The organism is Mesorhizobium australicum WSM2073 (assembly GCF_000230995.2).
Classification (GTDB): Bacteria; Pseudomonadota; Alphaproteobacteria; order Rhizobiales; family Rhizobiaceae; genus Mesorhizobium; species Mesorhizobium australicum.
The window spans coordinates 1,151,324-1,174,293 of sequence record NC_019973.1; the positions used below are offsets into that span (position 1 = coordinate 1,151,324).

Here is a 22,970-nt window from a genome sequence, read left to right on the forward strand (position 1 = left end):
GCCTCGCCAAACTTCAGCCCAACTGGGGGTTCACGACAGCGACCAAATCAGGAACCGGACGAGAGTGACCGATATGAAAAACGATCTTTCAGCGCTCAGCAATTTTGCCCCGACACGCCGCCAGTTGCTTGGCCTCGGCCTGGTCTTCGCGGGTGCCGCCGCCCTTAACGTGGTGCCCGGATTCGAGTTGCTGGCCTCGGCGCAGGCGGCCGTGCCCGCGGCGGCACAGAAGATCGCCGACCATTTCTCGGCGGTCAAATCGATGAGTGGCGAATTCGTCCAGTTCGGCCCCAAGGGCGAGCAGACCGGCGGAAAATTCTTCCTGGAACGGCCGGGCAAGATCCGCTTCAACTATGACGGGTCTTCGAATTTCCGGGTGATTTCCGACGGCAGATCGGTTGCCATACTCAACAAGAAACTGAACACGTCGGACCTTTATCCGCTGTCGAAGACGCCGCTGAAACTGCTGCTCGACGACCGCATCGACCTCTCCGGCAACCGCGTCAAGAGCGTCAAGGAAGAAGACGACCTCACCACCATCCAGCTTTCCGACAAGTCGGTTTTCGGCAATGCGCGGATCACCATGATGTTCGACCCGAAAACCTATGATTTGCGGCAGTGGACGATCACCGACGCGCAGGGCAAGGACACGACGGTGATGATCTTCAACACCAAGGAAGGCGTCAGCTTCGCGCCCGATACCTTTGCCATCGACTATACGGCCAATCGCGAGCTGAACACCAAGACGCGGTAGGCCCGCCATAGAGCCAGGCCCGTTAGCGGAGCGGGCTGGCTTGTTTTTGCGGCGCGCGGCTGGCAGTAGAATGGCGATCTCTTGCCGGACCCCTCCGCATGCCCTTTTCGATCGCCACCTGGAATATCAACTCCGTGCGCCTGCGCATGCCGATCGTCGAACGCCTGCTCGATGAGTACGCGCCCGATGTGCTCTGCCTGCAGGAAACCAAGGTCCCGGACGAGCTCTTTCCCGAAAAAGCCTTTCGCAAGGTCGGCTATCCCTACATCGCGTTCCATGGCCAGAAGGGCTATCATGGCGTGGCGACGGTGGCGCGGCGGCCGATCGAGGTAGTCGAAAAGCGGCGCTTCTGCGACATCGAGGACAGCCGCCACCTGTCGGTGACGGTACAGGCCGGCGGCAAGACCATCCTGGTGCACAATTTCTACGTGCCCGCGGGTGGCGACGAGCCGGATCCCGAGATCAACAGGAAGTTCAGGCACAAGCTCGATTTCGTCGCCGAGATGAACGCCATCCGGGCCGAGCATGGCGAGGTATCGGCGTCGGTGCTGGTCGGGGACCTCAATATCGCGCCGCTGGAGCATGATGTCTGGTCGCACAAGCAATTGCTCAACGTGGTCAGCCACACGCCGGTCGAGACCGAAAACTTCGAGGCGATGCGGCGCGCCGGCGGCTGGGTCGACCTGATGCGGCACAACGTGCCACCGGAACAGAAGCTCTATACCTGGTGGAGTTATCGCGCGCAGGATTGGGAGGCGTCCAATCGCGGCCGGCGGCTCGACCATGTCTGGTCGTCACCAAACCTGGTGCCCAGTTTTGCCGGCTATGAGATCCTTAGAGCCGCCCGTGGCTGGGACCGGCCGTCGGACCATGTGCCAGTGATTGCCCGGTTCGCCCTGGATTAAGTTTATGATATTCAGGTGAAGCCGGCCTGCAAACGGCGGCTTCCTGCGCTTCCCAGTTCTACTACGTCGCAGTAGAACTGTGCTCACGTACTTTAGTACGCTTCTCGGAGTCCGCCGTTTTCGCCTCGGCCTGACCTGAATCTCGACACCTGCGGCGTCAAATGCCAGGTCAACCCGAAAATCGTGGCGCCAATTCCTCGATGCGGCGGATCATGTCGTGGAATTCCTCGGAGATGCGCTGATGCAGCTTCACCGCCAATTCCGGGTATTCCTCCAGTATGCGCCGGAACATCTTGCGGCTCAGCCTTATCACTTCCGAGTCGATTTCGGCCGAGGCGCTGGTCAGCCGGTTGGTATCGGCGATCAGCGCCAGCTCGCTAAGCATCGTGCCTGGGCCGACCTTGCCGATCGGGATGCGCTCGCCATCCTGCTCGCGATAGAGCACGATGCGCCCGCTGACCACGACATAGGCCGAGTCGGCCACGTCGTCCTCGCGATAAAGCTTGTGGTCGGCCTGCACCAAAGTGGTCTCGGCACCGAAGGCGAGCAGGCGCAACTGTTCCTGCGTGAAGCCCTCGAAAAGCCTCACGGCGGACAGGATGCGGATGTCGTCATCCAGCGCCATCTAGCTGTGTCCCCGAACGGTCAGTCCAATCCCTCCTCTGCGGTACGATCCCAGAATCCCCCTCCAACAGGATCGTACCCGAAAGCGGCCCCGCCCGAACCGCTCATTTGAATGGTGAAATGTTTAAGGAACCAGCTTGTAGCCGCCGCTTTCTGTCACAAGAATTTCAGCATTGGAAGGATCGCGCTCGATCTTCTGGCGCAGACGGTAGACATGGGTTTCCAGGGTATGCGTGGTGACGCCGGAATTGTATCCCCACACTTCCTCCAGCAGCACGTCGCGGGTCACCACCTTCTGGTCGGCGCGATAGAGATACTTGATGATCGAGGCTTCCTTTTCCGTCAGCCGCACCTTGCCGCCGCGCTGGTCGATGAGCAGTTTCTGGCTGGGCTTGAAGGTGTAGGGGCCGACCGAGAAGGTCGCGTCCTCGCTCTGCTCATGCTGGCGCAGTTGCGCCCGGATACGGGCAAGCAGCACCGCGAAGCGGAACGGCTTGGTCACATAGTCGTTGGCGCCGGCCTCGAGACCCAGAATCGTGTCCGAATCGGTATCGTGGCCGGTCAGCATGATGATGGGCGCCTTGTAGCCGCCCTTGCGCAGGATCTTCACCGCCTCCCGGCCGTCCATGTCGGGCAGACCGACATCCATGATGAGCAGGTCGATGAGCCCGCCGCGCGCAGCGGTGACGCCTTTTGCCGCAGTCGCTTCCTGCAGCACATCGAATTCCTCGTAGAGGGACAGTTGCTCGACCAGTGTGCCGCGCAGGTCGTCATCGTCATCGACGATCAGGATGGTACGTGAGGTCATGGATCAATCCGTTGTTTTGAAAAGTGAATTCAGTTGACCGCTGCGTATTTATGCGGAAGCTGGCCGGCACAATAGCCGATCACAGTGATTTGTTCCGTGGCACGATCATACAAGAAAAAACGCGATCGCAATGCAGCCGGCGCAATTTTGGCAAAAGGGCTGCGCGTGCTGACCGTGCGGGCTCGCCCCGGCCATCCAAGCCAGGGCCTGCTGCAGGCCGGCAAAACGGTGTTTGCGTGCGCGCTGGGGCGTGGCGGCATCTCGGCCGGCAAGCGCGAAGGCGACGGTGCCACGCCGCTCGCTTCGATGCGCATACTGACGGGCTATTTCCGGGGAGATCAGTTTGCCGCCGGGCGCAGAACGCGGCTGGCGATGGCGTCGATCGGGCCGGACCTCGGCTGGTGCGAAGTGCCTGACGACCGCAACTATAACAGGCCGGTCAAGATTCCCTACGGCGCCAGCCACGAACGCATGCGGCGCGACGACCGGCTCTATGACGCCTGCCTGGTGCTCGACTGGAACATCGCGCCGCGCCGGCGCGGGCGCGGCAGCGCCATCTTCTTCCATCTGGCGCGTCCCGGCTTCACGCCGACGGAAGGTTGCGTGGCGGTGACCGCGCGCACGATGGCGCGGCTTTTGCCGCTGCTGTCGGACCGGACAGTGGTAAGGGTGGTGAGATAGGGGAATAGGGAATAGGGAATAGGGAATAGGGAATAGGGAATAGGGAATAGGGAATAGGGAAGTCTTCAGCGGCAGCAGACACGCTCAAGCTGCATCATCCTACTCCCCTGCTCGCTTATCCCTTCCTGTTCCGCTGCCAGCCGATGTCGAGAAGGCCCAACCGGCCTGTCTCGCGGTCCATGGCCCGGGCGATGTCCCTGCGGCCGGCCCCGATATCGCGCAACTGGCGATCGGAGAGGTCCTCGACGTTCTGGTGAGGAAGGTTGACGGCGACCTTGGCCTGCCGCAGCCAGGTACGGGCAGCCGACAGCCAGTCTGGCCGGGCGATGTATGCAGGGCGAAGAGCGATGTGAGACATGAGGTGATCCGTATTCCCCGGAGATCAAATCCGGTTTGATGGTGTCTTTGATGCTGCAATCATGCCGTATTGAAAAACCAACGGGAAACGAGTAGTTCTTGTCTGATCATCAAGTTTTATTTGAGGATTAAGGCTCCATGAGCCGCTTCGATCAGGCCGCACGCTGATGGCAGCGCTCTTGCCGGGAACGCGGGCGCTCAGGACGCTGGAGGCGGCGGCCCGGCACCTCAATTTCACCCGCGCCGCCGACGAGCTCGGCCTGACGCCTGCCGCCGTCAGCCACCAGATCAAGGAAATCGAGGATCAGCTCGGCATCGTGCTGTTCACCCGCACCAGCCGCACCATCCGGCTGACGGAGGCGGGCACGGTGCTTTACGAGGCGGCGACCGACACGCTCGACCTGCTTGGCCGCGCCGTGATGCGGGCGCGCAAGATGGCGCGCGGCACCGAATTCCTGAAGGTGACGCTGGACGCGCAGTTCGCGGCGAAATGGCTGATGCGGCGCGTCGAGAATTTCCGCCAGCAGCGGCCGGGCATCGAACTCAGGTTCGACATCGCCTATGGCTTGCGCGATTTCGATCTCGACGACGTCGATGTCGGCATCCGCTTCGGCGCCGGCAAATATCCGGGGCTCAGCGCACACCGCCTGTTCGACAACATCATCATTCCGGTGTGCAGTCCGGGCCTCCTGACATCGGGGCCGCCCCTGCGCGAGCCGCGCGACTTGTTCAACCACACGCTTGCCCATATCGAATGGGCCCGCCAGGGCGTGACATGGCCGAACTGGCGCATGTGGATGGCGGCGGCCGGCATCAACGATTTCGACGACAGCCGCACCGTGGTCTTCGGCACATCGACGGATGCGGTGCAGGCAGCGCTCGACGGCAATGCCGTCGCGCTCGCCGATTTCGCCATGGTGGCAAACGACCTGTCCGAGGGCCGGCTGGTGCGGCCCTTTGAGCTCAGCATCAGGGTTGCGCCGGAATACGCTTATTTCCTGGTTTATCCCCAGGCCATGGCCGACGATCCCCGCATTGTCGCCTTCCGCGAATGGATCCTAGAGGAAGTTTCCAGGACGCGGACAGCGGACAAGGTGTAGTCCCTCAGGACCGGGCGTTGTGGCCGAAGATCATGCGTCGGTATTTCTTCACGTTCCATTTCAGCTTCTTGTAGAGCAGCGGCTGCATCTTGCCGGCGACGGAAGTCTGGAACGCGCCGTTTTCGCTGCCTTGCTCGACGATTGGCCGCTCGAACCACAGCATCTCAACGCCCAGCTTTTCGTCCATCTGTTCGATCTGGTGGTCGATCACGGTGTAGATCTTGTGTTGATCGATCCAGGCACAACGGGCTTCGGCGACCGAACGGGTGATGAGATAGGAATCCGCGCACCTGGCATGCAGTGCCGGGTAGAGCCTCTGGCCCCTGCGCAATTTCCAGCTCGGCGTGTAGTAGTTGCTGCCGTTGCCGAAATAGATGACGGCCTTGCGCATCGGGCTGCCGAGTTCGGCCAGCCCTTGCCGGAATTTGGCGACGAAGTCGCGCGCGAGGAAGACGTCATCCTCGAAGACCAGGCAATAGGGCAGGTCGGTTTCGAGGAAGTCGCGCCAGATGCCGACATGCTTCAGCGCCAGCGAGACCTGCGCCGGGTGGACAAAATCGGGAGCGACCAATTCAGCACGGATTTCCGGGGTGATATCCGCCCTGTCCCAGTCGGTGTAGAAGGTGACCGGCACGCCGCGCCGGTCGAACTCGCGCACGATGTGCCGGCGCCGGTCGTCGTAGCCCTGCTTGACGTGACAGATCCTGGTGAACACCAGGTCGCGGGGAAATCCGGACTTATCCGCCATCGTCAACGCACCGTCAGCTTGCAGCGGCGCCGAACCAGCCGATCACCGCGCCGATGATCAACAGCACGCCAAGCCAGTGACCGCCGTCAATGACAGTCAGGTCCCAGCCGAAATTCTCGTAGCGATGGTTGACCGACAGCGTCGTGGCGACAAAACCCAGCCAAAGCACGAAACCGAAGATCAGTCCGGCCAGCCAGGTCGGCTCACCACCCGTCATCGCGCCGACGACCAGGGCCATGATGTAGGCCATCAGCAGTTCGGCGATGAAGGAGATGACGAAGGGCAGAGGCGATTTCTTCATCGTCGCGGGATCGAGCCTGGCGGCCTTCAGCCAGGGCTTGCTCAACGCCATGTACCAGGCGGCGCCGAACAGCCAGGCCACGACGGCGGCGGCGATCACCGCCAGCCAATTCACCGCTGAAAAATCCATGCGTTCCCCTCCTGTGCGGTTTTATGGAAACGCCTGTTCGGCGATGGCGTCAAGCAGTCGCCATACCGTGGTGCGTTTGACTTCGGCATCCTCCAGCGCCCTTGTCACCGGCACCTGATAGACGGCAAGCGGCTCCAGCCCCGATCGCGGCAGATAGGACCGGCCGGGATCGCCGACCAGAATGTCGGCGCCACGCCGTTTGAGCGTCGAAAACCACGGCATCAGCCGGTCGGCGAAGGGTTTGTCGTAGAAGACGTCGCCTGCCAGGACCACGTCCCAGCCCGCATCGGTGCCCACACAGTCCGTGCCGAGGAACGCGATGCCGACGCCGTTGGCCTCGCTGTTGAGGCGGATCGCGGTGGCGCAGAACGGGTCGATGTCGGCGGCGGTTACCTCGGCAGCGCCCGCCTTGACGGCGGCGATGGCGACGAGTCCGGAGCCCGAAGCGAAATCGAGCACGCGCTTGCCTCGGACCATATCGGGATTGTCGATGACATAGCGGGCGAGGCCCTGGCCGCCCGCCCAGGCAAACGCCCAAAAGGGCGGCGGCAGGCCGATCTCGACAAGTTCGTCCTCTGTTCGCTGCCAGAGATCATGCGCTTCGTCGGCGAGGTGAAGGCGAATTTCTGGCACATGCGGCGGCGCCATCAGCGCCGTGTTGTCGAGAATGAATTGCTTGGCGCTATCGGGTGTAAGTGCCGTCACGGCGCAGGCATCAGGCCGCCCATGCGGCAGACTTCCTTCCATTCGGCCGGGGTCACCGGCTGCACGGAAAGCCGTCCGAGCCGCACCAGCGCCATCTCGGCCAGTTTCGGATTGGCTTTGACTTCTTCCAGCGTCGGCGGGTTCGGCATGTCCCTGACGGCGCGGATGTCGACACACTCCCAGCGCGGATCATCCGACGTGGTGTCGGGATGGGCCAGCGCGCAGACCTCGGCAATGCCGACCACGTTCAGGCCGTCGTTGGAATGGTAGAAGAAGCCGAGATCGCCGACCTGCATGGCCTTCATGTTGTTGCGGGCGGCGTAGTTGCGCACGCCGTCCCATTGGGTGCCGGCCTTGCCCTTGGCCTTCAACGCCTCGAAGGAGAAAACCGAGGGTTCGGATTTGAACAGCCAGTAGTTCATTTTCTCTCCTCCTTGCGGCCCAGTCGCGGGCGCCGCGAATTAACTAGCCGCCGGCTTGTTGAACGTCCAGTTCCACTGGCGGATTTCGACGCTTTGGAACAGGCCGGCCTTGGCGTAGGGGTCGGCGGCCGACAGAGCCTGCGCGCTGGGCAGATCGGGGGCCTCGACCACCACGAGGCTGCCATTGGGCTTGCCGTCGGCGTCGAGGAACGGACCGGCAAAGGCCAATTTCTTGTCGCCGTTCAGCCCTTCGAGAAAGGCGACATGCTCGGGCCGCGTGTCGAGGCGCACCTGCAGGCCTCCGGGCTTGTCCTTGCAGATCAGAGCAAACAGCATGGTCTTTCTCCTGGGTGGTTGGATCAGAGTGTGGGATCAATCGTTGGTTTCGGTCTTCAGCGGCCGGGTCATCAGCGCCGTCACGGCCTGCCCGATGGTGATGGTGCCATCCAGTATGGCGGCGACCGCGGCGATGATCGGCGCATCGATTTCGCGCTCGGCGGCGATGCGGGCGGCGATCGCCGCGGTCGGCACGCCCTCGGCCAGCGGCAATCCGGAAAGTGCCTTGCCCTGTCCGAGCGCCAGCCCATAGGCGAAATTGCGCGACTGCGCCGACGAGCAGGTAAGCAGCAGGTCGCCAAGCCCGGAAAGCCCCATCAGGGTCTCGGGCCTGGCGCCGAAGGCGGCACCGATGCGGCGCAGTTCGACAAAGCCGCGCGTCACCATGGCCGCCTGTGCGCTGGCGCCGAGCCCGGCCCCGGTGACAGCGCCGGCGGCGATGGCGAAGACGTTCTTCAAGGCGCCGCCGATCTCGACGCCGATCAAGTCGTCGCTCGAATAGCAGCGCAGGTTTTCAGCCGAAAATCGGGCGGCAAGGTTGGCGGCAAGCGCCTCGTCGCCGGCGGCCACCACCACCGCCGTCGGCAGGCCGCGGGCGACATCGCTGGCAAAGCTCGGCCCTGACAGCGCTGCGACCGGGTTTGGCGGCAAGATTTCCGCAGCGATTGCCGACAGCAAGGCGCCGGTGTCGCGCTCGATGCCCTTGGCGCAGAGCACGAGCGGAATGCCGGCCGGCATATGATCCCTGGCGGCGGCCAGCGTGGCCCGCAACGCCTGAGCCGGCGTCACCGTCAGCACGCAATCGGCCCCAGTGAGGGCTGCCTCCATGTCGCTCGTCGCCTTGATGCCGGGCGCGATGGCGATGCCCGGGAGATAGCGTGGGTTCTCGCCCCGGCCGATCGCAGCCACGGTTTCAGGGTCACGCGCGAACAGCCGCACCGTATGGCCGGCGCGCAGCATGGCCAGCGCCAGCGCCGTGCCCCAGGCGCCGCCGCCGAGCACGGCGACATGCCAGCCGCTTTTGCCCGGACCCCCACCCTTCATGGCTCGATCGGTCATGCCTTGGCTCCGCGACGGCCGGAGCCGACCATTGGCGCCGAGACGCTGTCCAGCGGCCAGCGCGAGCGCGGCACGAAATCGAAGCCGTTCTCCTGCGCCATGCCTTCTCGCAGGCGTTCGATACCGGCCCAGGCAATCATCGCCGCGTTGTCGGTGCAAAGCTTCAGTGGTGGCGCGACGAAGCTGAAACCGGCGTCAGTGCAAAGCCGCTCCAGCGTTGTCTTGACCGTGCGGTTGGCGGCGACGCCGCCGGCGACGACCAGCGCCGGGTTTTTCGTGCCAGGGAATGTTTCGCGAAAGCGTTCCAGCGCGCGAGAAACACGGTCGGCGAGCGCATCGGCGACGGCCGCCTGGAACGAGGCGCAGATGTCGGCGACATCCTGGTCGCTCAAGGGCTCGATCGCTGTCGCCGCCTGACGCACCGCGGTCTTCAGGCCGGAGAAGGAGAAATCGGGCTGCGCCGAGCCTTTCATCGGCCGCGGGAAGGCAAAACGCGAGGCATTGCCCGACAGCGCTGCCTTCTCGACATTGGGACCGCCGGGATAGGGCAGACCGAGCATCTTGGCGGTCTTGTCGAAGGCTTCGCCGAGCGCGTCATCGATGGTGGTGGCCCAGCGCTGGTAGTCGCCAACGCCGCGCACGGCCAGAATCTGCGTATGGCCGCCGGATACCAGCAGCAAGAGATAGGGGAATTCGAGCCCGTCGGTCAGTCGCGCCGTCAAGGCGTGGCCTTCGAGGTGATTGACGGCGATCAGCGGCTTGCCGGCCGCCGCGGCGATCGCCTTGGCCGTCATCAACCCGACGATCAGTCCGCCGACGAGGCCTGGTCCGGCGGTCGCGGCGATCGCATCGAGATCGGCCAGCGCCACGCCCGCATCGGCGAGCGCGGCCTCGATAATGCCGTCCAGCGCCTCGACGTGGGCGCGCGCGGCGATCTCCGGCACGACGCCGCCGAACGCGGCATGTTCCTCGATCTGGGAGAGCACGATGTTGGACATGATTTTCGGCGCGGCATCGCCCTCCAGCGCCACGACGCTGGCGGCGGTCTCATCGCAACTCGTCTCAATGCCCAGAACGCGGATCAATTCGTCGCTCTCTCCAGAGATTGTATGTCAGGGCGTTCCTCGTTAGGAGAGTGCCCGGAAACGCAAAGCCAGCCGGGGGTTATCACGGACCGCGCGCCATGCAAACAATCTTGAAAATCGGAACACGCGGCAGCCCGCTGGCATTGGCGCAGGCGCATGAAACACAGGCGCGGCTGATGGCCGCGCACGGCATGCCGGCGGAGGCGTTCGAGGTCGTCGTCATCTCGACCAGCGGCGACCGCATCCAGGACCGGCCGCTGTCGGAGGCTGGCGGCAAAGGCCTGTTCACCAAGGAAATCGAGGAAGCCCTGCTCGCCGGCGCGATCGACATCGCCGTGCACTCGTCAAAGGACATGCCGACGCAATTGCCGCCCGGCCTGGAACTCTCCGCCTTCCTGCCGCGTGAGGATGCGCGCGATGCCTTTGTGGGCAGGGCGGCGAAGACGATCGCGGAACTGCCGCAAGGGGCGAAAGTCGGCTCCTCGTCGCTGCGGCGGCAGGCGTTAATCCGCCGCATGCGGCCGGACCTCGACGTGGTGATGTTCCGCGGCAATGTGCAGACGCGGCTGCGCAAGCTGGACGAAGGGGTCGCGAGCGGCACCATCCTTGCCTATGCCGGCCTGAAGCGGCTGGGCCTGGAAGATGTTGCCACCGATTTGATGCCGCTGGACAGCTTCCCGCCGGCACCAGGCCAGGGTGCGATCGGCATCGAGACACGGATCGGCGACCGCGATGTCGAGAAGATGCTGGTGGCGATCCACGATGTGGCGACCGGGCAGGCACTCGCCTGCGAGCGCGCTTTCCTGGCGGCGCTCGATGGCTCCTGCCGCACGCCTATCGCCGGCTATGCCGCGATCGAGGCCGGAAAGCTCTCTTTCGCCGGGCTGATCATCTCGCCCGACGGCACGCAGTCGCACGCGGTCGAGCTACAAGGGCTGGCACAGGACGCCGCCCGCATCGGTGATGAAGCGGCGTGGACGGCGCGTGCCAAGGCCGGCGAAAAGTTCTTCCACGGCTGGCTCTGAAGATGCTCCGCGTGCTGGTCACCAGACCGGAGCCGGGTGCGTCGCGCACCGCGCGAAAGCTGGAGGAGATGGGTTTTGAGCCTCTTCTTCTGCCCTTGACGGAGACGATGGCGTTGCCGGTCGATGCCAAGGCGATTCCGGAAGACGTGGCAGTCGTCGCCATCACCAGCGCTAATGCGGTGCGCCACGCCCCCAGAGATCTGATTGCGGTGCTGTCCAATCTGCCTTGTCATGCTGTCGGCAGGAGGACCGCGGAGGCCGCGCGCAAAGCCGGCTTTCTCTCGGTCAACGAGGGGCCCGGCGATGCCGAGGCGCTGGCCGACGGCATGGCAATCGCGTTTTCCGGCAAAACAATCGTCTATCTCTGCGGGCGCGTGCGATTTCCCGCCTTCGAGCAGAAGCTGGAAGCAGCTCACGCCCAGGTCCATGCCGTCGAGACTTATGACACGCTTGCGGTGAGCTATTCGGACGAAGCGATCCTTCCTCTGATATCCGGTCAATCCGTCGATGCGGTGCTGCTCTATTCGGCCATGGCCGCTGCCGAAATGCAGACACTGGCCAGGCGACTTACCTTGCAGCAGGCCTTTGAAAAGACCCGTTTTTTTGCTCTTTCCGCGCGCATTGCCGCCGCTTTCGGCGACGGCACCGGCAAAGCAATGCACGTTGCCGCGCGGCCCGACGAGGAGGCGCTGCTGGCACTTTTGCGGGCACGGCCCTGACCCGCGTCATCACACCGCCCCTTTTCACCGCTTGGTGATGTGCTAGACCCTTTCTGAACCATCACGCGCCGCCAGGCGTTGAGACGAAGCGAATTTGCGGAGCCCCTGCATGGTCAAGACGCCGAAGATGCGACACTCGAAAGGCCGCCGCGAGCCGGTGACCATCGATCTCGATCCGGGCGCCGTCTCACGCATCGTCGACGAGGATGCCGCCAAGAATACCGCCCAGACCGATGAGGCGAAGGCCGAGGAAGCGGCGAACGCCTCGCGGCCAGAGCCGCCGGACGAGCCGGTACATGCCGATCAGGCGGATCTCGAACCTTGGGAGCATGGCGATGCAGCCGCCGGGCAGCCTGGCACCCACGCGCCATCGCAAGCCGAGGCCAAATCCACTGAGCCGGAAATGCTTTATCCCGGTTCGGATACACCCCCCAACCGCGCCAAGGCTTCCGACTACAATTTCGAGGATGCAACCGCCAAAACCGCGGAGACCAAGGCGGCTTCCGGTAAAACCGACGCAAGGAGCGAACCGATGGTCACGCAGCCGAAGCGGGGCGGCCTCAACGGCATCGCCGCCGGCGTCATCGGTGGTGTCATCGCCCTGGTCGGGGCCGGTGGCCTGCAATTTGCCGGCCTGCTCGGTGCGCCGGGTGCCGCTCCCGGTGTCTCGCTCGACGGCGTCAATGGCGAGATCGCCTCGTTGAAAAGCGAAATCGCGGATATGAGGGAAGCCGGCGGCAGCGGCGGTGCATCGGCCAAGGTCGACGGCCTGTCGTCGGCGCTGGATCAGGTCAAGAGCGATGTCGCGGCGCTGAAATCGGCGGTCGAACAGGGGGGCGCGGGCGACAATGCCGGGCTTGCCGCGATGGGCGACAAAGTCAAGCAGATCGAAACCACGGTGGCGGCCCTCGGCAAAGCCGGCAGCGCGGCGCCTGTCGATCTCGGCCCGCTCAACGAAAAGCTGGCGGGTCTCGATGCGCTGGTGAAGTCGACGGGCGAGGCGGCGAAGGCACAGGAAGGCCGTCTCTCCGCGCTGGAGCAGTCGGTGTCGCAGCTTTCCGGCAAGGTCGATGCGCAGGCGTCCCAGCCAAAGATCGCACTCGCCATCGCTGCCTCGGCGCTGAAGGCGGCGCTCGATCGCGGCGCGCCGTTTTCAGCCGAACTCGATACGCTGGCCGCGATTTCGCCTGATGCGCCCGAACTCGCGACCTTGCGGCCCTATGCGGAAAAGGGCGTGCCGACCCGTACCGAGATCGCCTCGCGGATGGACGCCGCCGCCAATGCCATGGTCGCCGCCGCCACGCCGGTCGATCAGAATGCCGGCTTCCTTCAGAACCTGATGTCGAGCGCTGAATCGCTGGTCAAGGTCCGGCCGATCGGTGCCGTCGAAGGCCCCGGCGCACCGGAAACCGTGGCGCGCATGGAGGCTGCGGTCACGCAGGGCGACTATGCCAAGGCACTCAGCGAATATGACACGCTGCCGGAAGCCGCGAAGGCAGCGGGCGCCGACTTTGCCGGCAAACTGAAGGCGCGCATCGAGGTCGAAACCCAGGTCGACGCGCTGATCTCCGGCGCGATGAAGGCATGAGGGCAACACGATGATCCGCCTGCTCGCCTTCCTCATCGTCGTCTTCGCGCTCGGGCTGGGCTTTGCCTGGCTGGCCGATCGGCCGGGTGACATGGTCGTCACCTTCAACGGCTATCAGTACCAGGTGAGCCTGATGGTGGCGGCGGTTGCCGTCGTCGCTGTCGTCGCCGCGGTGATGATTGTCTGGTGGCTCATCAAGTCGCTGTGGAACAGTCCCTACACCATCTCCCGCTATTTTCGCGTGCGCCGCCGCGACCGTGGCTATCAGGCGCTGTCGACCGGCATGATCGCCGCCGGCGCCGGCGACGGGGCGCTGGCCCGCAAGAAGACCAAGGAAGCGGCCAAGCTGATCCGCTCCGACCAGGAGCCGCTGATCCATCTGCTCGAGGCACAGGCATCGCTGCTCGAAGGCGACCATGAAGGCGCGCGCCAAAAATTCGAGAGCATGCTCGACGATCCCGAAATGCGGCTGCTTGGCCTGCGTGGGCTTTACCTGGAAGCCGAACGCCTGGGCGACCGCAACGCCGCCCGGCACTATGCCGGCCGTGCCGCCGCAGTAGCGCCGCAACTGGCCTGGGCGGCCGAATCGACGCTGGAGGAACTGACCGCGCGCGGCGACTGGGATGGCGCGCTGAAACTGGTCGACGCGCAAAAGTCGACGCGGCAGATCGAGCGTGACGCCGCCAACCGCCGCCGCGCCGTGCTGTTGACCGCCAAGGCGCAGTCGCTCGCCGACAGCGATCCCGCGGCTGCCAGAACAGCGGCGATCGAGGCCAACAGATTGCAGCCGGATTTTGCCCCCGCCGCCGTTGCCGCCGCCGCGGCGCTGTTCAAGCAGAACGACGTGCGCAAGGGTTCGAAGATCCTCGAAGCAGCGTGGAAGGCCGACCCGCATCCCGAGATTGCCGAGCTCTACACCCATGCAAGGCCGGGTGACGCCGTGCTCGATCGGCTCAACCGGGCAAAGAAGCTGCAGGAGATGAAGAAGAACCACGCTGAATCGTCAATGACGGTGGCGCGTGCCGCGCTCGACGCGCAGGATTTTTCAACCGCCCGCCGCGAGGCAGAGGCCGCGATCCGGATGGACCGACGCGAGGGCGCCTATCTGCTGCTCGCCGACATTGAGGAGGCCGAGACCGGCGACCAGGGCAAGGTGCGGCAGCTGCTGTCCAAGGCGGTGCGAGCCCCGCGCGATCCGGCCTGGGTCGCCGACGGCGTCATCTCCGAGCGCTGGGCGCCGGTCTCGCCGGTCACCGGCCGGCTCGACGCCTTCGAGTGGCGCGCGCCGATGGAGCGGCTTGGCCGTCTGATCGACAGCCACGATGAGCCGGACGCCCCGGCAGTGGCCATCGAGGCGCCGGGCAGGCCGGAAAGGCCGGTCGAGGTGATCGATCACGCCGCACCGGGCGACGAGGCGACGCGCAAGGACGCCGAAAGCCGCGAGGATCATGTCACACCGGTCACGGCCGCCGCCTTTGCCGCGGTGCCAGCCGACGCCGAGGCGGTCGAGCCGGCGGAAGAACTGGCGCGGCTGCCGGACGATCCAGGCGTCGATCCGGACGACGAGGCGGAAAAGTCGACACGCCGGTTCCGGCTGTTTTGATTTGGGCAGGCCGTTGGGCCGTTTGGGAATGAATTGATGTTCGAGCGCGTTCTGTCGTTTCTCAGGGATTTGCCGGCTGGCTCCGGCAGCCATGCCAGCACGGACGATCCGCGCGTCGCGGCCTCGGCGCTGCTCTATCACGTGATGAATGCCGACGGCGTGCGCCAGGATGTCGAATGGGAGCGGTTCAAGGCGGTGCTGGCGCAAAGCTATTCGATCAGCGGCGCCGAACTCGAAGCACTCGCCGCCGCCGGCGAGCGGGCCGACAACGAGGCAATCGACCTCTACGCCTTCACCAGCGTGCTCAAGCGCCACCTCGACGCGGAGGGGCGCAAGGCGTTCATCGGCCTGATGTGGGAGATCGTTTATGCCGATGGCGAGCTGCATGAGCTGGAGGACAACACGGTGTGGCGTGTCGCCGAGCTGATCGGCGTCGAACGCCACGACCGCGTCGAGGCGCGCCGCAAGGCGGCGGCGCACGCTCCGGGCGCCACTGGAACATCCTCGGACGAATAGGATTTTCGCCGTCCATGCCGCGCCAGACGAGGTCGAAACCAAAAGTCCTGATCGTGCTGCATCAGGAGAATTCGAGCCCCGGGCGCGTCGGCCACATGCTGCTCGAAGAGGGCTTCGATCTCGACATCCGCCGCCCGCCGCTCGGCGACGCCTTGCCGGAAACGCTGGATGGCCACGCCGGCACAGTCGTCTTCGGCGGTCCGATGAGCGCCAATGACGAGGACGAGTTCGTTCGTCGCGAGACCAACTGGCTGCAGATTCCACTCAGGGAGAACCGGCCACTGCTCGGCATCTGTCTTGGGGCGCAGATGCTGGCCAATCATCTCGGCGGCAAGGTCGAGGGCCATGGCGAAGGGCTGGTCGAGATCGGCTGGTATCCCCTGAAAGCGACCGAGGCCGGCAAGAAACTGATGCACTGGCCAGAGATGGTCTACCAGTTCCATCGTGAAGGCTTTTCGCTGCCGAGCGACGCGACGCTGCTGGCCACGAACGAGACCTATCCCAACCAGGCCTTCCGCTATGGCGATAATGCCTGGGGCATCCAGTTCCACGGCGAACTGACCCGAGTGATGATGCAGCGCTGGGTGGTGCGCGGCGCCCACCGCTTCGAGCTGCCCGGTGCGCAGCCCGGCCGCGACCATCTCGGCGGCCGGCTGATCTGGGACATGCATTTGAAGCGCTGGCTCGACGAGTTTTTGCGCACGATTTTTGGCGAGCCTGTGGCGCGGTAGTGCCGGGCCGGTGCTCTGAACCGCCGACGCCTAAAAACTAGTCCGAAAACGTTACGCTCACGCCGCGCTGCCGAAAATAAGCCTGCATCAACTTGCGGCCCGAGCGGTTGCTCTGCGCCAATTTGGCAGGATCGAACACCGCCTGTTTTATCCCCTCTCGCGCCAGCGCTGCCTTGAGCGTCGCGATATGGGCGTCGATGTCGGCATTGTCCGCCCTGAGCGACGCGTAGATATTTTCGGTCGCTTCGGCCACGGTCGGTTCGCTCACTTGTGTTGTCCTTTGGTTGGTTCGGCGGCGGCTTAGCATAGATTCGCTGCCCCGTCAGTTTCGTCCTTTGAGGTGCCTCACCTTGCGCAGCGCCGGGAACAGATAGGCCCACAGGCCGGCAACCGCGACGGCGCCGATGCCGCCGATGACCACCGCCGGAACCGTGCCGATCAGCGCCGCCATGGTGCCGGCGCGAAATTCGCCGACCTCGTTGGAGGCACCGACGAAGACCTGGTTGACGGCGTTGACGCGGCCGCGCACCTCGTCGGGCGTCCACAGCTGGATCAGCGTCTCCCTGATGTAGACACTGAACATGTCGGTGGCTCCGAGCAGGGCAAGTGCCACAATCGAGAGCCAGGTGAGCGTCGACAGGCCGAACAGCACAGTGCAGGCGCCGAACGCCGCCACGAAGCTCAGCATGATCTTGCCGGCACGGTCGCGGATCGGATGGCCCGCAAGCCAGACGGCGACGCAGATGGCGCCGATCCCAGGCGCCGAACGCAGCAGGCCGAGGCCCCAGGGGCCAAGTTGGAGGATGTCACGCGCATAGACCGGCAGCAGCGCCGAGGCGCCGGACAGAAGCACGGCGAAGAGGTCGAGCGAGATGGCGCCAAGCACGATCTTCTCGCTCCAGATGTAGCGGAAGCCGGCAAACAGCGTCTCCATTGTCGGCTTGTCGGTGGCGGTCTGTTGCGCGGGCTTGGGAATGGTGAAGATCAGCAACGCGGCGGCGAGCATCAGGACTGCGGCCGTCGCATAGGCCACTTCCGCCGACACGCCATAGAGCAAGCCGCCGGCGACCGGGCCGACAATCGTCGCGGTCTGCCAGGCGGAGGAGTTCCAGGCGATGGCATTGGCGAAATCGCGCTGCGGCACGAGATTGGCGAACAGGGAGGACGAAGCCGGCCCGTAGAAGGCGCGGGCAATGCCGAACATGACCAGCACGGCGAAGATCGGGAGCGGGGTTGTAAGGCCGCGCAGGGTCAAAAACAGCAGAGCCAGCGCGCAGGCGCCTTCGACCAAGGTCGCCAAGGTCATGATGAGCCGGCGGCCGAAACGGTCGGCGACGACACCTGTAACCAGCACCAGAAGCAGCGACGGCAGGAACTGGACGATGCCGACAATGCCAAGATCGAACGGATCGCGCGTCAGATCATAGACCTGCCAGCCGACGGCCACCGAAACGATCATGGTCGCGAAAGTGGTGAGAAAGCGCGCCGTCCAGTAGCTGAGGAAGGCTCTGTGCCGGAAAGCGGCATAGCGCTGCTCCGGCAAGGTTTGTTCTGGTATCATGAAGTGAGGCCCCGTTGCGGTGGGCATCGGCTCGCGGGGCACTTCCCGAATGGGCGCTGTTCGACCAATGGAACTTGGTAAAGTTCGGGGCGGATATGCTTTAAAATCAGATCCGGATCAAGGGACTTTCGATCCGCACCACCGATAGCACGCGGAAGTTACTGCCGCAGCGCAGCTGAAATCGCGTCCAGCCCGCCTTTCAACTCGGCCTCCCTCGGCCAGCCGAAGCCGACGCGGAAGAAGCGCTTTTCCATTTCGAACCAGTGGCCGGGCCCGACATAGGTGCCGTGATCTTCCAGCAGCCTGACATAGAAGCGATCGAGGTCGAAGCCGGGTTCGACATCGAGGCGCGGGAAACCGACGACACCGCCTTCGGGCCGCACCCAGTCGACCAGCGGCTCGCGGTCGATCCAGGCCTGGACGATGTCCCGGCGCCTGGCCATTTCGGGCTGCAGCTTTGCCAGGAAAGCGTCCCGGCCTTCCAGCATGCCGCGCGCTATGCCTTCGTCGATGACGCTGCCGCAGATGCCGATCTGCTCCTTGGCGGCCAGAAATGTCTCCTGAAGGGCCGCATCCCTGGTGATCAGCCAGCCGATGCGGATGCCGGGAATGCCGAAGGCTTTCGACAGCGACGAGACGCTGATGGCTTTTTTGCTCAGCGAGGCCGCCAAAGGCAGGCGCCTGCCATAGGAGAGATCGCGATAGGTTTCGTCGACCAGCAGATAGCAGCCGCTGGTCTCGGCGAGCGCGACCAGCGCGTCCAATTCGGCACGGCTCATCATGGTGCCGGTCGGATTGTGCGGGCAAGTAACGCTGATCAGCTTCGTGTTCGGCCGCATCGCGGCCCTGACGCGCTCGACGTCGATGGCGAAGCCTTCGTCGAAGGCGAGGTCGACAAAGCTGATGGCGCAGCCGATCGCCCGCGGCGTTTCGATGTTGGTGGCGTAGTTGGGCCTGATGACGACGAGGTGATCGCTGGCGGAGAGCAGCGAGGTGGAGATGATGAACAACGCGCCGGCCGCACCGGCCGTGACCAGCACATCGTCGGGCGCGATGCCGGCATCCTGCGCGGCGATCAGCGCGCGCAATTCCTTGTCGCCGCGATGCTCGCCATAGAAGAGGGTCAGATCAGGCAGCGAGAGGCCGATGTCGGAGAGTTTCTGATCGGCGATCGAACTTTCGGAGAGGTTGTAACGGATGCGGTCGTAACCGTACTCCTCCGGCGCTTCTCTCTCGATCACCATCCTGGTGTAATTCATGGCTTCCCCCAGATCGTCTTGTCCCAGGGTATCCAAGCCACAAAAGCACGAAGCCTGCCAAGGCGAATTCGCCGGCAGGCTTCTATTCCAGTCGTCCTAACAATTGGCTCAGCGTCCAAATCGCCTCAGGCCGAGACTTTGGCCTTTCGGCCCTTGCCTTTGACGGCGGCGACCACGGCGGCCTTGCGGCCGAGGCCGATCGACTTCGCCAGTTCGGAGCGCGAAGCCGCGTAGTTGGGGGCAACCATCGGATAGTCGGAAGGCAGGCCCCATTTGGCGCGATAGGCGTCCGGCGTCAGGCCGAAATGCACGCCGAGATGACGCTTCAGCGATTTGAATTTCTTGCCGTCCTCGAGGCAGATGATGAAATCCGGCGTCACCGACTTCTTCGGGTTGACGGCCGGGACCAGCGGTGCCGCCACCGGGGCGACCGGCTGGCCGAGCCCGCTGATCGAGGCGCTGACGCTGGCGATCAGCTCGGGAAGGCCGGACGCAGGCAGGCGATTCTTCTCGACATAGGCCGATACGATATGGGCCGTCAGCTCGAGAAGGTCGAGTGTCTTGCTGGCGTGGCTGTTTTCGTCGGTCAATCTATTTCCTCCATCCATGGCGCATAACCTCGAAAATGGGGCCGTTTTCAAAAAGGATGATGCGCAAAATTAAAGTGGGTCGTCTTCGTGTGTCGCGCGCGACGCGATATAGTGGGGCTGACTTCCTAGTCGGCAAATCTGCACAATGCAATCTATCGCCGGGACATAACACGGCATTTTGAACAACTATACTAAGTTGTAACAATATCAGACGATCAGGGCCTTGTCGCGCCACAGACGAAATCCGCCTTCAAAGGCGCGTGTGTTGTCACCGCGCCTGGAGTCGGGGGGCAATTCGTCCAGCTTGTCGACATTGCCGCCGCCGATGACGACATAGTCTGGCTGCAGGGCGGCGCGCAGCCGGTTGACGACGTCGAAGACATGACCGCGCCACTTCTTCTTGCCGCGCTTTACGAGGCCACGTTCACCGACATAGTCCTCGAAACTCTGGCCTTTTCTGTAGGGAAGGTGGGCGAGTTCCATCGGCTGGCCGACATTGTCGAGGACCATCGCGGCACCGAGGCCGGTTCCGAGGCCGAGGAACAGCATGCGCCCGCCCTCATAGCTGCCGAGGGCCTGCATCAGCGCGTCATTGACCACCTTGACCGGCTTGCCGAACTCAGCGGTGAAATCGAAGCCGGCCCAGCCCTTGCCGAGATTCATGGGATCGAGCACCGGCTTGTTTTGACGCACGGGGCCCGGATAGCCCATCGAAATGACGTCATAGGACAGGCCGTCGGCGAGCTTCTTCACCTTGTCGATCATCTGCCTTGGCGTCAGGTCAGGCCCGGAATCGGTGCGGCGCTCGGTGCCACCGTCGCTGGTCAGGATCTTGACGTGCGACCCGCCAATATCGATCGAAAGGACTACCTGCCCGGTGTCCGACGCAGCCTTCTTAACCACCTTGGCCATCTCGTCCCCTCCACTCATGCGACCGGGTCGATCCAGCCGTTGGGCGGCCCGAAGCCGGCCATGGCGTCCGCTGGCCCCCACGTCCTCGGTTCGTAAAGATGCGGCGGCGTGGTGTCGCCGAGCACCGGACCGACGATGCGCCAGGCGAGTTCGGCGGCGTCCTGGCGGGTGAAGAGCTGGCCGTTGCCGTTCATGGCGTCGCCGATCAGCCGTTCATAGGGCGGCATGTCGCCCTTGGAATCGTCGAGCGCGGTGAGTTCCACCTGCTCGCCGATCATGTCGTCGCCCGGCGCCTTGCGCTGGGCGCCGATGGCGATCATCACCTGCGGGTCGATGCGGAAGCGGACGTAGTTCTGGTCGGCGGGCTTGATCGGGTCGAAGACGTCGAGCGGCGGCCGTTTCAGCCGCACCACCACCTCGGTGACATGCACCGGCATGTTCTTGCCGGCGCGGATGAAGAACGGCACGTCCTGCCAGCGCCAGGTGTCGACGAAAAAGCGTACCGCCGCGAAGGTCTCGACCGGCGAGTTCGGCGCCACGCCGGGCTCGGCGAGATAGCCGGTGAACTGGCCGCGCACGACATCGTCTTTCGTCAATGTCCGGATGGCGCGCAACACCTGCACCTTCTCGTCGATCAGGTCGTCGGCGGAGCGGCCGACCGGCGGCTCCATGGCCAGGAGCAGCAGGATGTTGAGCAGATGGTTCTCGATGACGTCGCGGATGGCGCCAACATCGTCATAGAACCGCCCGCGCCCCTCGACGCCGAAATCCTCCGCCATGGTGATCTGCACGCTCTCGACGTAATTGCGGTTCCAGATCGGCTCCAGCAGGGAGTTGGCGAAGCGGAAATAGAGCAGGTTCTGGATCGCCTCCTTGCCGAGATAGTGGTCGATGCGGAAGATCGACTGTTCGTCGAACACCAGGTGCAGCACTCGGTTCAGCCAGCGCGCCGACTGCAGATCGTGGCCGAACGGCTTTTCGACCATCAGCCGCGCGCCGTGCGCGGTGCCGGATTGCTCCAGCCCTTGCACGACGGTCTCGAACATGGACGGCGGCACCGCCATGTAATGCAGCGGCCGCTGGGCGCTGCCGAGTGCCGTCTTCAGCTTCTCGAAGGTTGTGGGATCGCGATAGTCGCCGCTGACATAGCGCAGCAGCGACGCGAACTTGGCGAAGACCGTCTCATCGACGGCGCCCAGGGCATGGACGATGCCGTCGCGGGCGCGGTCCTGCAACTGCTTCAAATCCCAGGCGTCGAAGGCGACGCCGATCACCGGTTCGGTGAGCGTGCCCTTGGCGACCATCTGGTAAAGCGCTGGAAATATCTTCTTGTGGGCGAGGTCGCCGGTCGCTCCGAAGAGCACCAGCGTATCGGACCGTTCCTGGCTCATGCGTGCGTCTCCCCTGTCGCCGTCACTTGCCGCCCTTCGGCTTTTCGATGTGCCCGCCAAAGGCATAGCGCATGGCGGACAACAGCTTGTCGGCGAATTCGGATTCGCCTTGCGAGGAGAAGCGGTCGAACAGGGCCGACGACAGCACCGGTGCCGGCACGCCGGTGTCGACCGCCGCCTTCAGCGTCCAGCGGCCCTCGCCGGAATCCGAGACCCGGCCGCCGAATTGCGCCAGACCCGGATCGCTCTTCAGCGCGCCGGCGGTGAGATCGAGCAGCCAGGAGCCGATGACGCTGCCATGCCGCCACACCTCGGCCACCTGCGGAAGGTCGATGTCGAACTGGTAGTATTGCGGGTTTTCTAGCGGGCTTGTCTCGGCGTCCGCCGTCCGCTGCCGTTTGCCGGCATTGGCCGACTTCAGGATGTTCATGCCTTCGGCATAGGCGGCCATGACGCCGTATTCGATGCCGTTGTGCACCATCTTGACGAAATGGCCGGCGCCGCTCGGTCCGCAATGCAGGTAGCCATAGGGCGCGGTGCCGGCGGTCTTGTCCGGGGTTGGCGCGCCGGCATCAGCGCCAGGCGCCAGCGTGGCAAAGACCGAATCGAGGTGCTGCACGGCCACGTCGGGACCCCCGATCATCAGGCAGTAGCCGCGCTCCAGCCCCCAGACGCCGCCACTGGTGCCGACATCGACAAGATGCATGCCCTTGGTGGCCAGTTTCGCGGCCTGGTCGACGGCGTCGTGATAATACGAATTGCCGCCGTCGATGACGATGTCGCCAGGCTCCATCAGCGCCGCGACCTGATCGATGATCCTGCCGGTGATCGCCGCCGGCAGCATCAGCCAGACACAGCGCGGCTTGGCCAGCTTGCCGACGAATTCCTCCAGGGATGCCGCCCCCAAGGCGCCGTCGCTCACAAGCGCCGCGACGCTGGCCGGGTTGATGTCATAGACGACGCATTCGTGGCCGTCGCGCATCAGCCGCCGCACCATGTTGGCGCCCATCCGGCCCAGTCCCATCATTCCGATCTGCATGGTTTCGTCCCTGTTTCCTAGA

Annotated in this window: 27 protein-coding genes; 10 read left to right on the forward strand and 17 right to left on the reverse strand. The window is 64.3% G+C overall.

Annotation, left to right across the window (positions count from 1 at the left end; translation table 11 throughout):
• Window positions 1-73 precede the first annotated feature (73 nt).
• A complete protein-coding gene (locus MESAU_RS05425) occupies window positions 74-754 on the forward strand; it encodes an outer-membrane lipoprotein carrier protein LolA (protein WP_015315053.1) in 681 nt (226 codons plus the stop codon).
• Between the two features lie 98 nt (window positions 755-852).
• Window positions 853-1,659 carry an exodeoxyribonuclease III gene (locus MESAU_RS05430; protein ID WP_015315054.1) on the forward strand — a complete coding sequence of 269 codons (807 nt, stop codon included), beginning with the start codon at window positions 853-855 and terminating at the stop codon, window positions 1,657-1,659.
• A 169-nt stretch (window positions 1,660-1,828) separates the two neighbouring features.
• Here MESAU_RS05430 and MESAU_RS05435 read toward each other — a convergent pair whose 3' ends face one another.
• Together MESAU_RS05435 and MESAU_RS05440 are read right to left on the reverse strand one after the other, a co-directional pair.
• Window positions 1,829-2,284, reverse strand: a complete 456-nt coding sequence (locus tag MESAU_RS05435; RefSeq protein WP_015315055.1) for a Crp/Fnr family transcriptional regulator — start codon at window positions 2,282-2,284, stop codon at window positions 1,829-1,831.
• 123 nt (window positions 2,285-2,407) lie between these two features.
• Window positions 2,408-3,091, reverse strand: a complete 684-nt coding sequence (locus MESAU_RS05440; RefSeq protein ID WP_015315056.1) for a response regulator transcription factor — start codon at window positions 3,089-3,091, stop codon at window positions 2,408-2,410.
• A gap of 144 nt (window positions 3,092-3,235) precedes the next feature.
• On the opposite strand from MESAU_RS05440, the gene MESAU_RS05445 reads away from it, so the two are divergent.
• On the forward strand, window positions 3,236-3,772 hold the full coding sequence (locus MESAU_RS05445) for a L,D-transpeptidase family protein (protein ID WP_174361983.1): 537 nt from the start codon (window positions 3,236-3,238) through the stop codon (window positions 3,770-3,772).
• 115 nt (window positions 3,773-3,887) lie between these two features.
• Here MESAU_RS05445 and MESAU_RS05450 read toward each other — a convergent pair whose 3' ends face one another.
• Complete coding sequence (locus tag MESAU_RS05450; protein WP_015315058.1) at window positions 3,888-4,130, reverse strand: hypothetical protein; 243 nt, start codon at window positions 4,128-4,130, stop codon at window positions 3,888-3,890.
• A 166-nt stretch (window positions 4,131-4,296) separates the two neighbouring features.
• On the opposite strand from MESAU_RS05450, the gene gcvA reads away from it, so the two are divergent.
• Complete coding sequence (gene gcvA, locus MESAU_RS05455) at window positions 4,297-5,229, forward strand: transcriptional regulator GcvA (RefSeq protein WP_015315059.1); 933 nt, start codon at window positions 4,297-4,299, stop codon at window positions 5,227-5,229.
• 4 nt (window positions 5,230-5,233) lie between these two features.
• On the opposite strand, the gene MESAU_RS05460 is transcribed toward gcvA, so the two are convergent.
• The 7 genes from MESAU_RS05460 to tsaD are packed head-to-tail and all read right to left on the reverse strand — an operon-like array spanning window position 5,234 to window position 10,011.
• Complete coding sequence (locus tag MESAU_RS05460; RefSeq protein ID WP_015315060.1) at window positions 5,234-5,977, reverse strand: glycosyltransferase family 25 protein; 744 nt, start codon at window positions 5,975-5,977, stop codon at window positions 5,234-5,236.
• Between the two features lie 13 nt (window positions 5,978-5,990).
• Window positions 5,991-6,407 (reverse strand): DUF1761 domain-containing protein, encoded by a 417-nt coding sequence (locus tag MESAU_RS05465; protein ID WP_015315061.1) that lies wholly within the window; start codon window positions 6,405-6,407, stop codon window positions 5,991-5,993.
• Window positions 6,408-6,428: 21 nt separating this feature from the next.
• Window positions 6,429-7,154, reverse strand: a complete 726-nt coding sequence (locus MESAU_RS05470; RefSeq protein ID WP_174361965.1) for a class I SAM-dependent methyltransferase — start codon at window positions 7,152-7,154, stop codon at window positions 6,429-6,431.
• A complete protein-coding gene (locus MESAU_RS05475) occupies window positions 7,109-7,534 on the reverse strand; it encodes an EVE domain-containing protein (protein WP_015315063.1) in 426 nt (141 codons plus the stop codon). Before MESAU_RS05475 ends, MESAU_RS05470 begins: the two co-directional genes overlap by 46 nt.
• A 39-nt stretch (window positions 7,535-7,573) precedes the next feature.
• Window positions 7,574-7,870: a YciI-like protein gene (locus MESAU_RS05480; protein ID WP_015315064.1), complete on the reverse strand. Its 297-nt coding sequence runs from the start codon at window positions 7,868-7,870 to the stop codon at window positions 7,574-7,576.
• 36 nt (window positions 7,871-7,906) lie between these two features.
• Window positions 7,907-8,929, reverse strand: coding sequence for an NAD(P)H-dependent glycerol-3-phosphate dehydrogenase (locus tag MESAU_RS05485; protein ID WP_015315065.1), 1,023 nt, complete (start codon window positions 8,927-8,929; stop codon window positions 7,907-7,909).
• Window positions 8,926-10,011: a tRNA (adenosine(37)-N6)-threonylcarbamoyltransferase complex transferase subunit TsaD gene (gene tsaD, locus MESAU_RS05490; RefSeq protein ID WP_174361985.1), complete on the reverse strand. Its 1,086-nt coding sequence runs from the start codon at window positions 10,009-10,011 to the stop codon at window positions 8,926-8,928. Before tsaD ends, MESAU_RS05485 begins: the two co-directional genes overlap by 4 nt.
• A 101-nt stretch (window positions 10,012-10,112) precedes the next feature.
• Between tsaD and hemC the strand changes: the two genes are divergently transcribed.
• The 6 genes from hemC to MESAU_RS05520 all read left to right on the forward strand — a co-directional run bounded on the left by hemC (window position 10,113) and on the right by MESAU_RS05520 (window position 16,196).
• Window positions 10,113-11,039, forward strand: coding sequence for a hydroxymethylbilane synthase (gene hemC / locus MESAU_RS05495; protein WP_015315067.1), 927 nt, complete (start codon window positions 10,113-10,115; stop codon window positions 11,037-11,039).
• Window positions 11,040-11,041: 2 nt separating this feature from the next.
• Window positions 11,042-11,758, forward strand: coding sequence for a uroporphyrinogen-III synthase (locus MESAU_RS05500; protein WP_015315068.1), 717 nt, complete (start codon window positions 11,042-11,044; stop codon window positions 11,756-11,758).
• 109 nt (window positions 11,759-11,867) lie between these two features.
• Complete coding sequence (locus tag MESAU_RS05505; RefSeq protein ID WP_015315069.1) at window positions 11,868-13,346, forward strand: COG4223 family protein; 1,479 nt, start codon at window positions 11,868-11,870, stop codon at window positions 13,344-13,346.
• Window positions 13,347-13,356: 10 nt separating this feature from the next.
• Window positions 13,357-14,949, forward strand: a complete 1,593-nt coding sequence (locus tag MESAU_RS05510) for a heme biosynthesis protein HemY (RefSeq protein ID WP_015315070.1) — start codon at window positions 13,357-13,359, stop codon at window positions 14,947-14,949.
• A gap of 36 nt (window positions 14,950-14,985) precedes the next feature.
• Window positions 14,986-15,465: a tellurite resistance TerB family protein gene (locus tag MESAU_RS05515; RefSeq protein WP_015315071.1), complete on the forward strand. Its 480-nt coding sequence runs from the start codon at window positions 14,986-14,988 to the stop codon at window positions 15,463-15,465.
• Between the two features lie 14 nt (window positions 15,466-15,479).
• The gene (locus tag MESAU_RS05520) at window positions 15,480-16,196 is read left to right on the forward strand and encodes a glutamine amidotransferase (RefSeq protein ID WP_015315072.1); all 717 of its coding nucleotides are present in this window, start codon (window positions 15,480-15,482) and stop codon (window positions 16,194-16,196) included.
• 37 nt (window positions 16,197-16,233) lie between these two features.
• Here the strand turns inward: MESAU_RS05520 and MESAU_RS05525 are convergent, their stop codons facing one another.
• The 7 genes from MESAU_RS05525 to gnd all read right to left on the reverse strand — a co-directional run bounded on the left by MESAU_RS05525 (window position 16,234) and on the right by gnd (window position 22,948).
• Window positions 16,234-16,503: a hypothetical protein gene (locus MESAU_RS05525; RefSeq protein WP_051041236.1), complete on the reverse strand. Its 270-nt coding sequence runs from the start codon at window positions 16,501-16,503 to the stop codon at window positions 16,234-16,236.
• A gap of 15 nt (window positions 16,504-16,518) precedes the next feature.
• The gene (locus tag MESAU_RS05530) at window positions 16,519-17,757 is read right to left on the reverse strand and encodes an MFS transporter (protein ID WP_015315074.1); all 1,239 of its coding nucleotides are present in this window, start codon (window positions 17,755-17,757) and stop codon (window positions 16,519-16,521) included.
• Window positions 17,758-17,915: 158 nt separating this feature from the next.
• Window positions 17,916-19,016 carry an aminotransferase class I/II-fold pyridoxal phosphate-dependent enzyme gene (locus tag MESAU_RS05535; protein ID WP_015315075.1) on the reverse strand — a complete coding sequence of 367 codons (1,101 nt, stop codon included), beginning with the start codon at window positions 19,014-19,016 and terminating at the stop codon, window positions 17,916-17,918.
• 125 nt (window positions 19,017-19,141) lie between these two features.
• Window positions 19,142-19,624 carry a Ros/MucR family transcriptional regulator gene (locus MESAU_RS05540; protein WP_015315076.1) on the reverse strand — a complete coding sequence of 161 codons (483 nt, stop codon included), beginning with the start codon at window positions 19,622-19,624 and terminating at the stop codon, window positions 19,142-19,144.
• Window positions 19,625-19,813: 189 nt separating this feature from the next.
• Window positions 19,814-20,518, reverse strand: a complete 705-nt coding sequence (locus tag MESAU_RS05545; RefSeq protein WP_015315077.1) for an ROK family protein — start codon at window positions 20,516-20,518, stop codon at window positions 19,814-19,816.
• 14 nt (window positions 20,519-20,532) lie between these two features.
• On the reverse strand, window positions 20,533-21,909 hold the full coding sequence (gene zwf / locus MESAU_RS05550) for a glucose-6-phosphate dehydrogenase (protein ID WP_015315078.1): 1,377 nt from the start codon (window positions 21,907-21,909) through the stop codon (window positions 20,533-20,535).
• Window positions 21,910-21,931: 22 nt separating this feature from the next.
• Complete coding sequence (gene gnd / locus MESAU_RS05555) at window positions 21,932-22,948, reverse strand: phosphogluconate dehydrogenase (NAD(+)-dependent, decarboxylating) (RefSeq protein WP_015315079.1); 1,017 nt, start codon at window positions 22,946-22,948, stop codon at window positions 21,932-21,934.
• Between the last annotated feature and the right edge of the window lie 22 nt (window positions 22,949-22,970).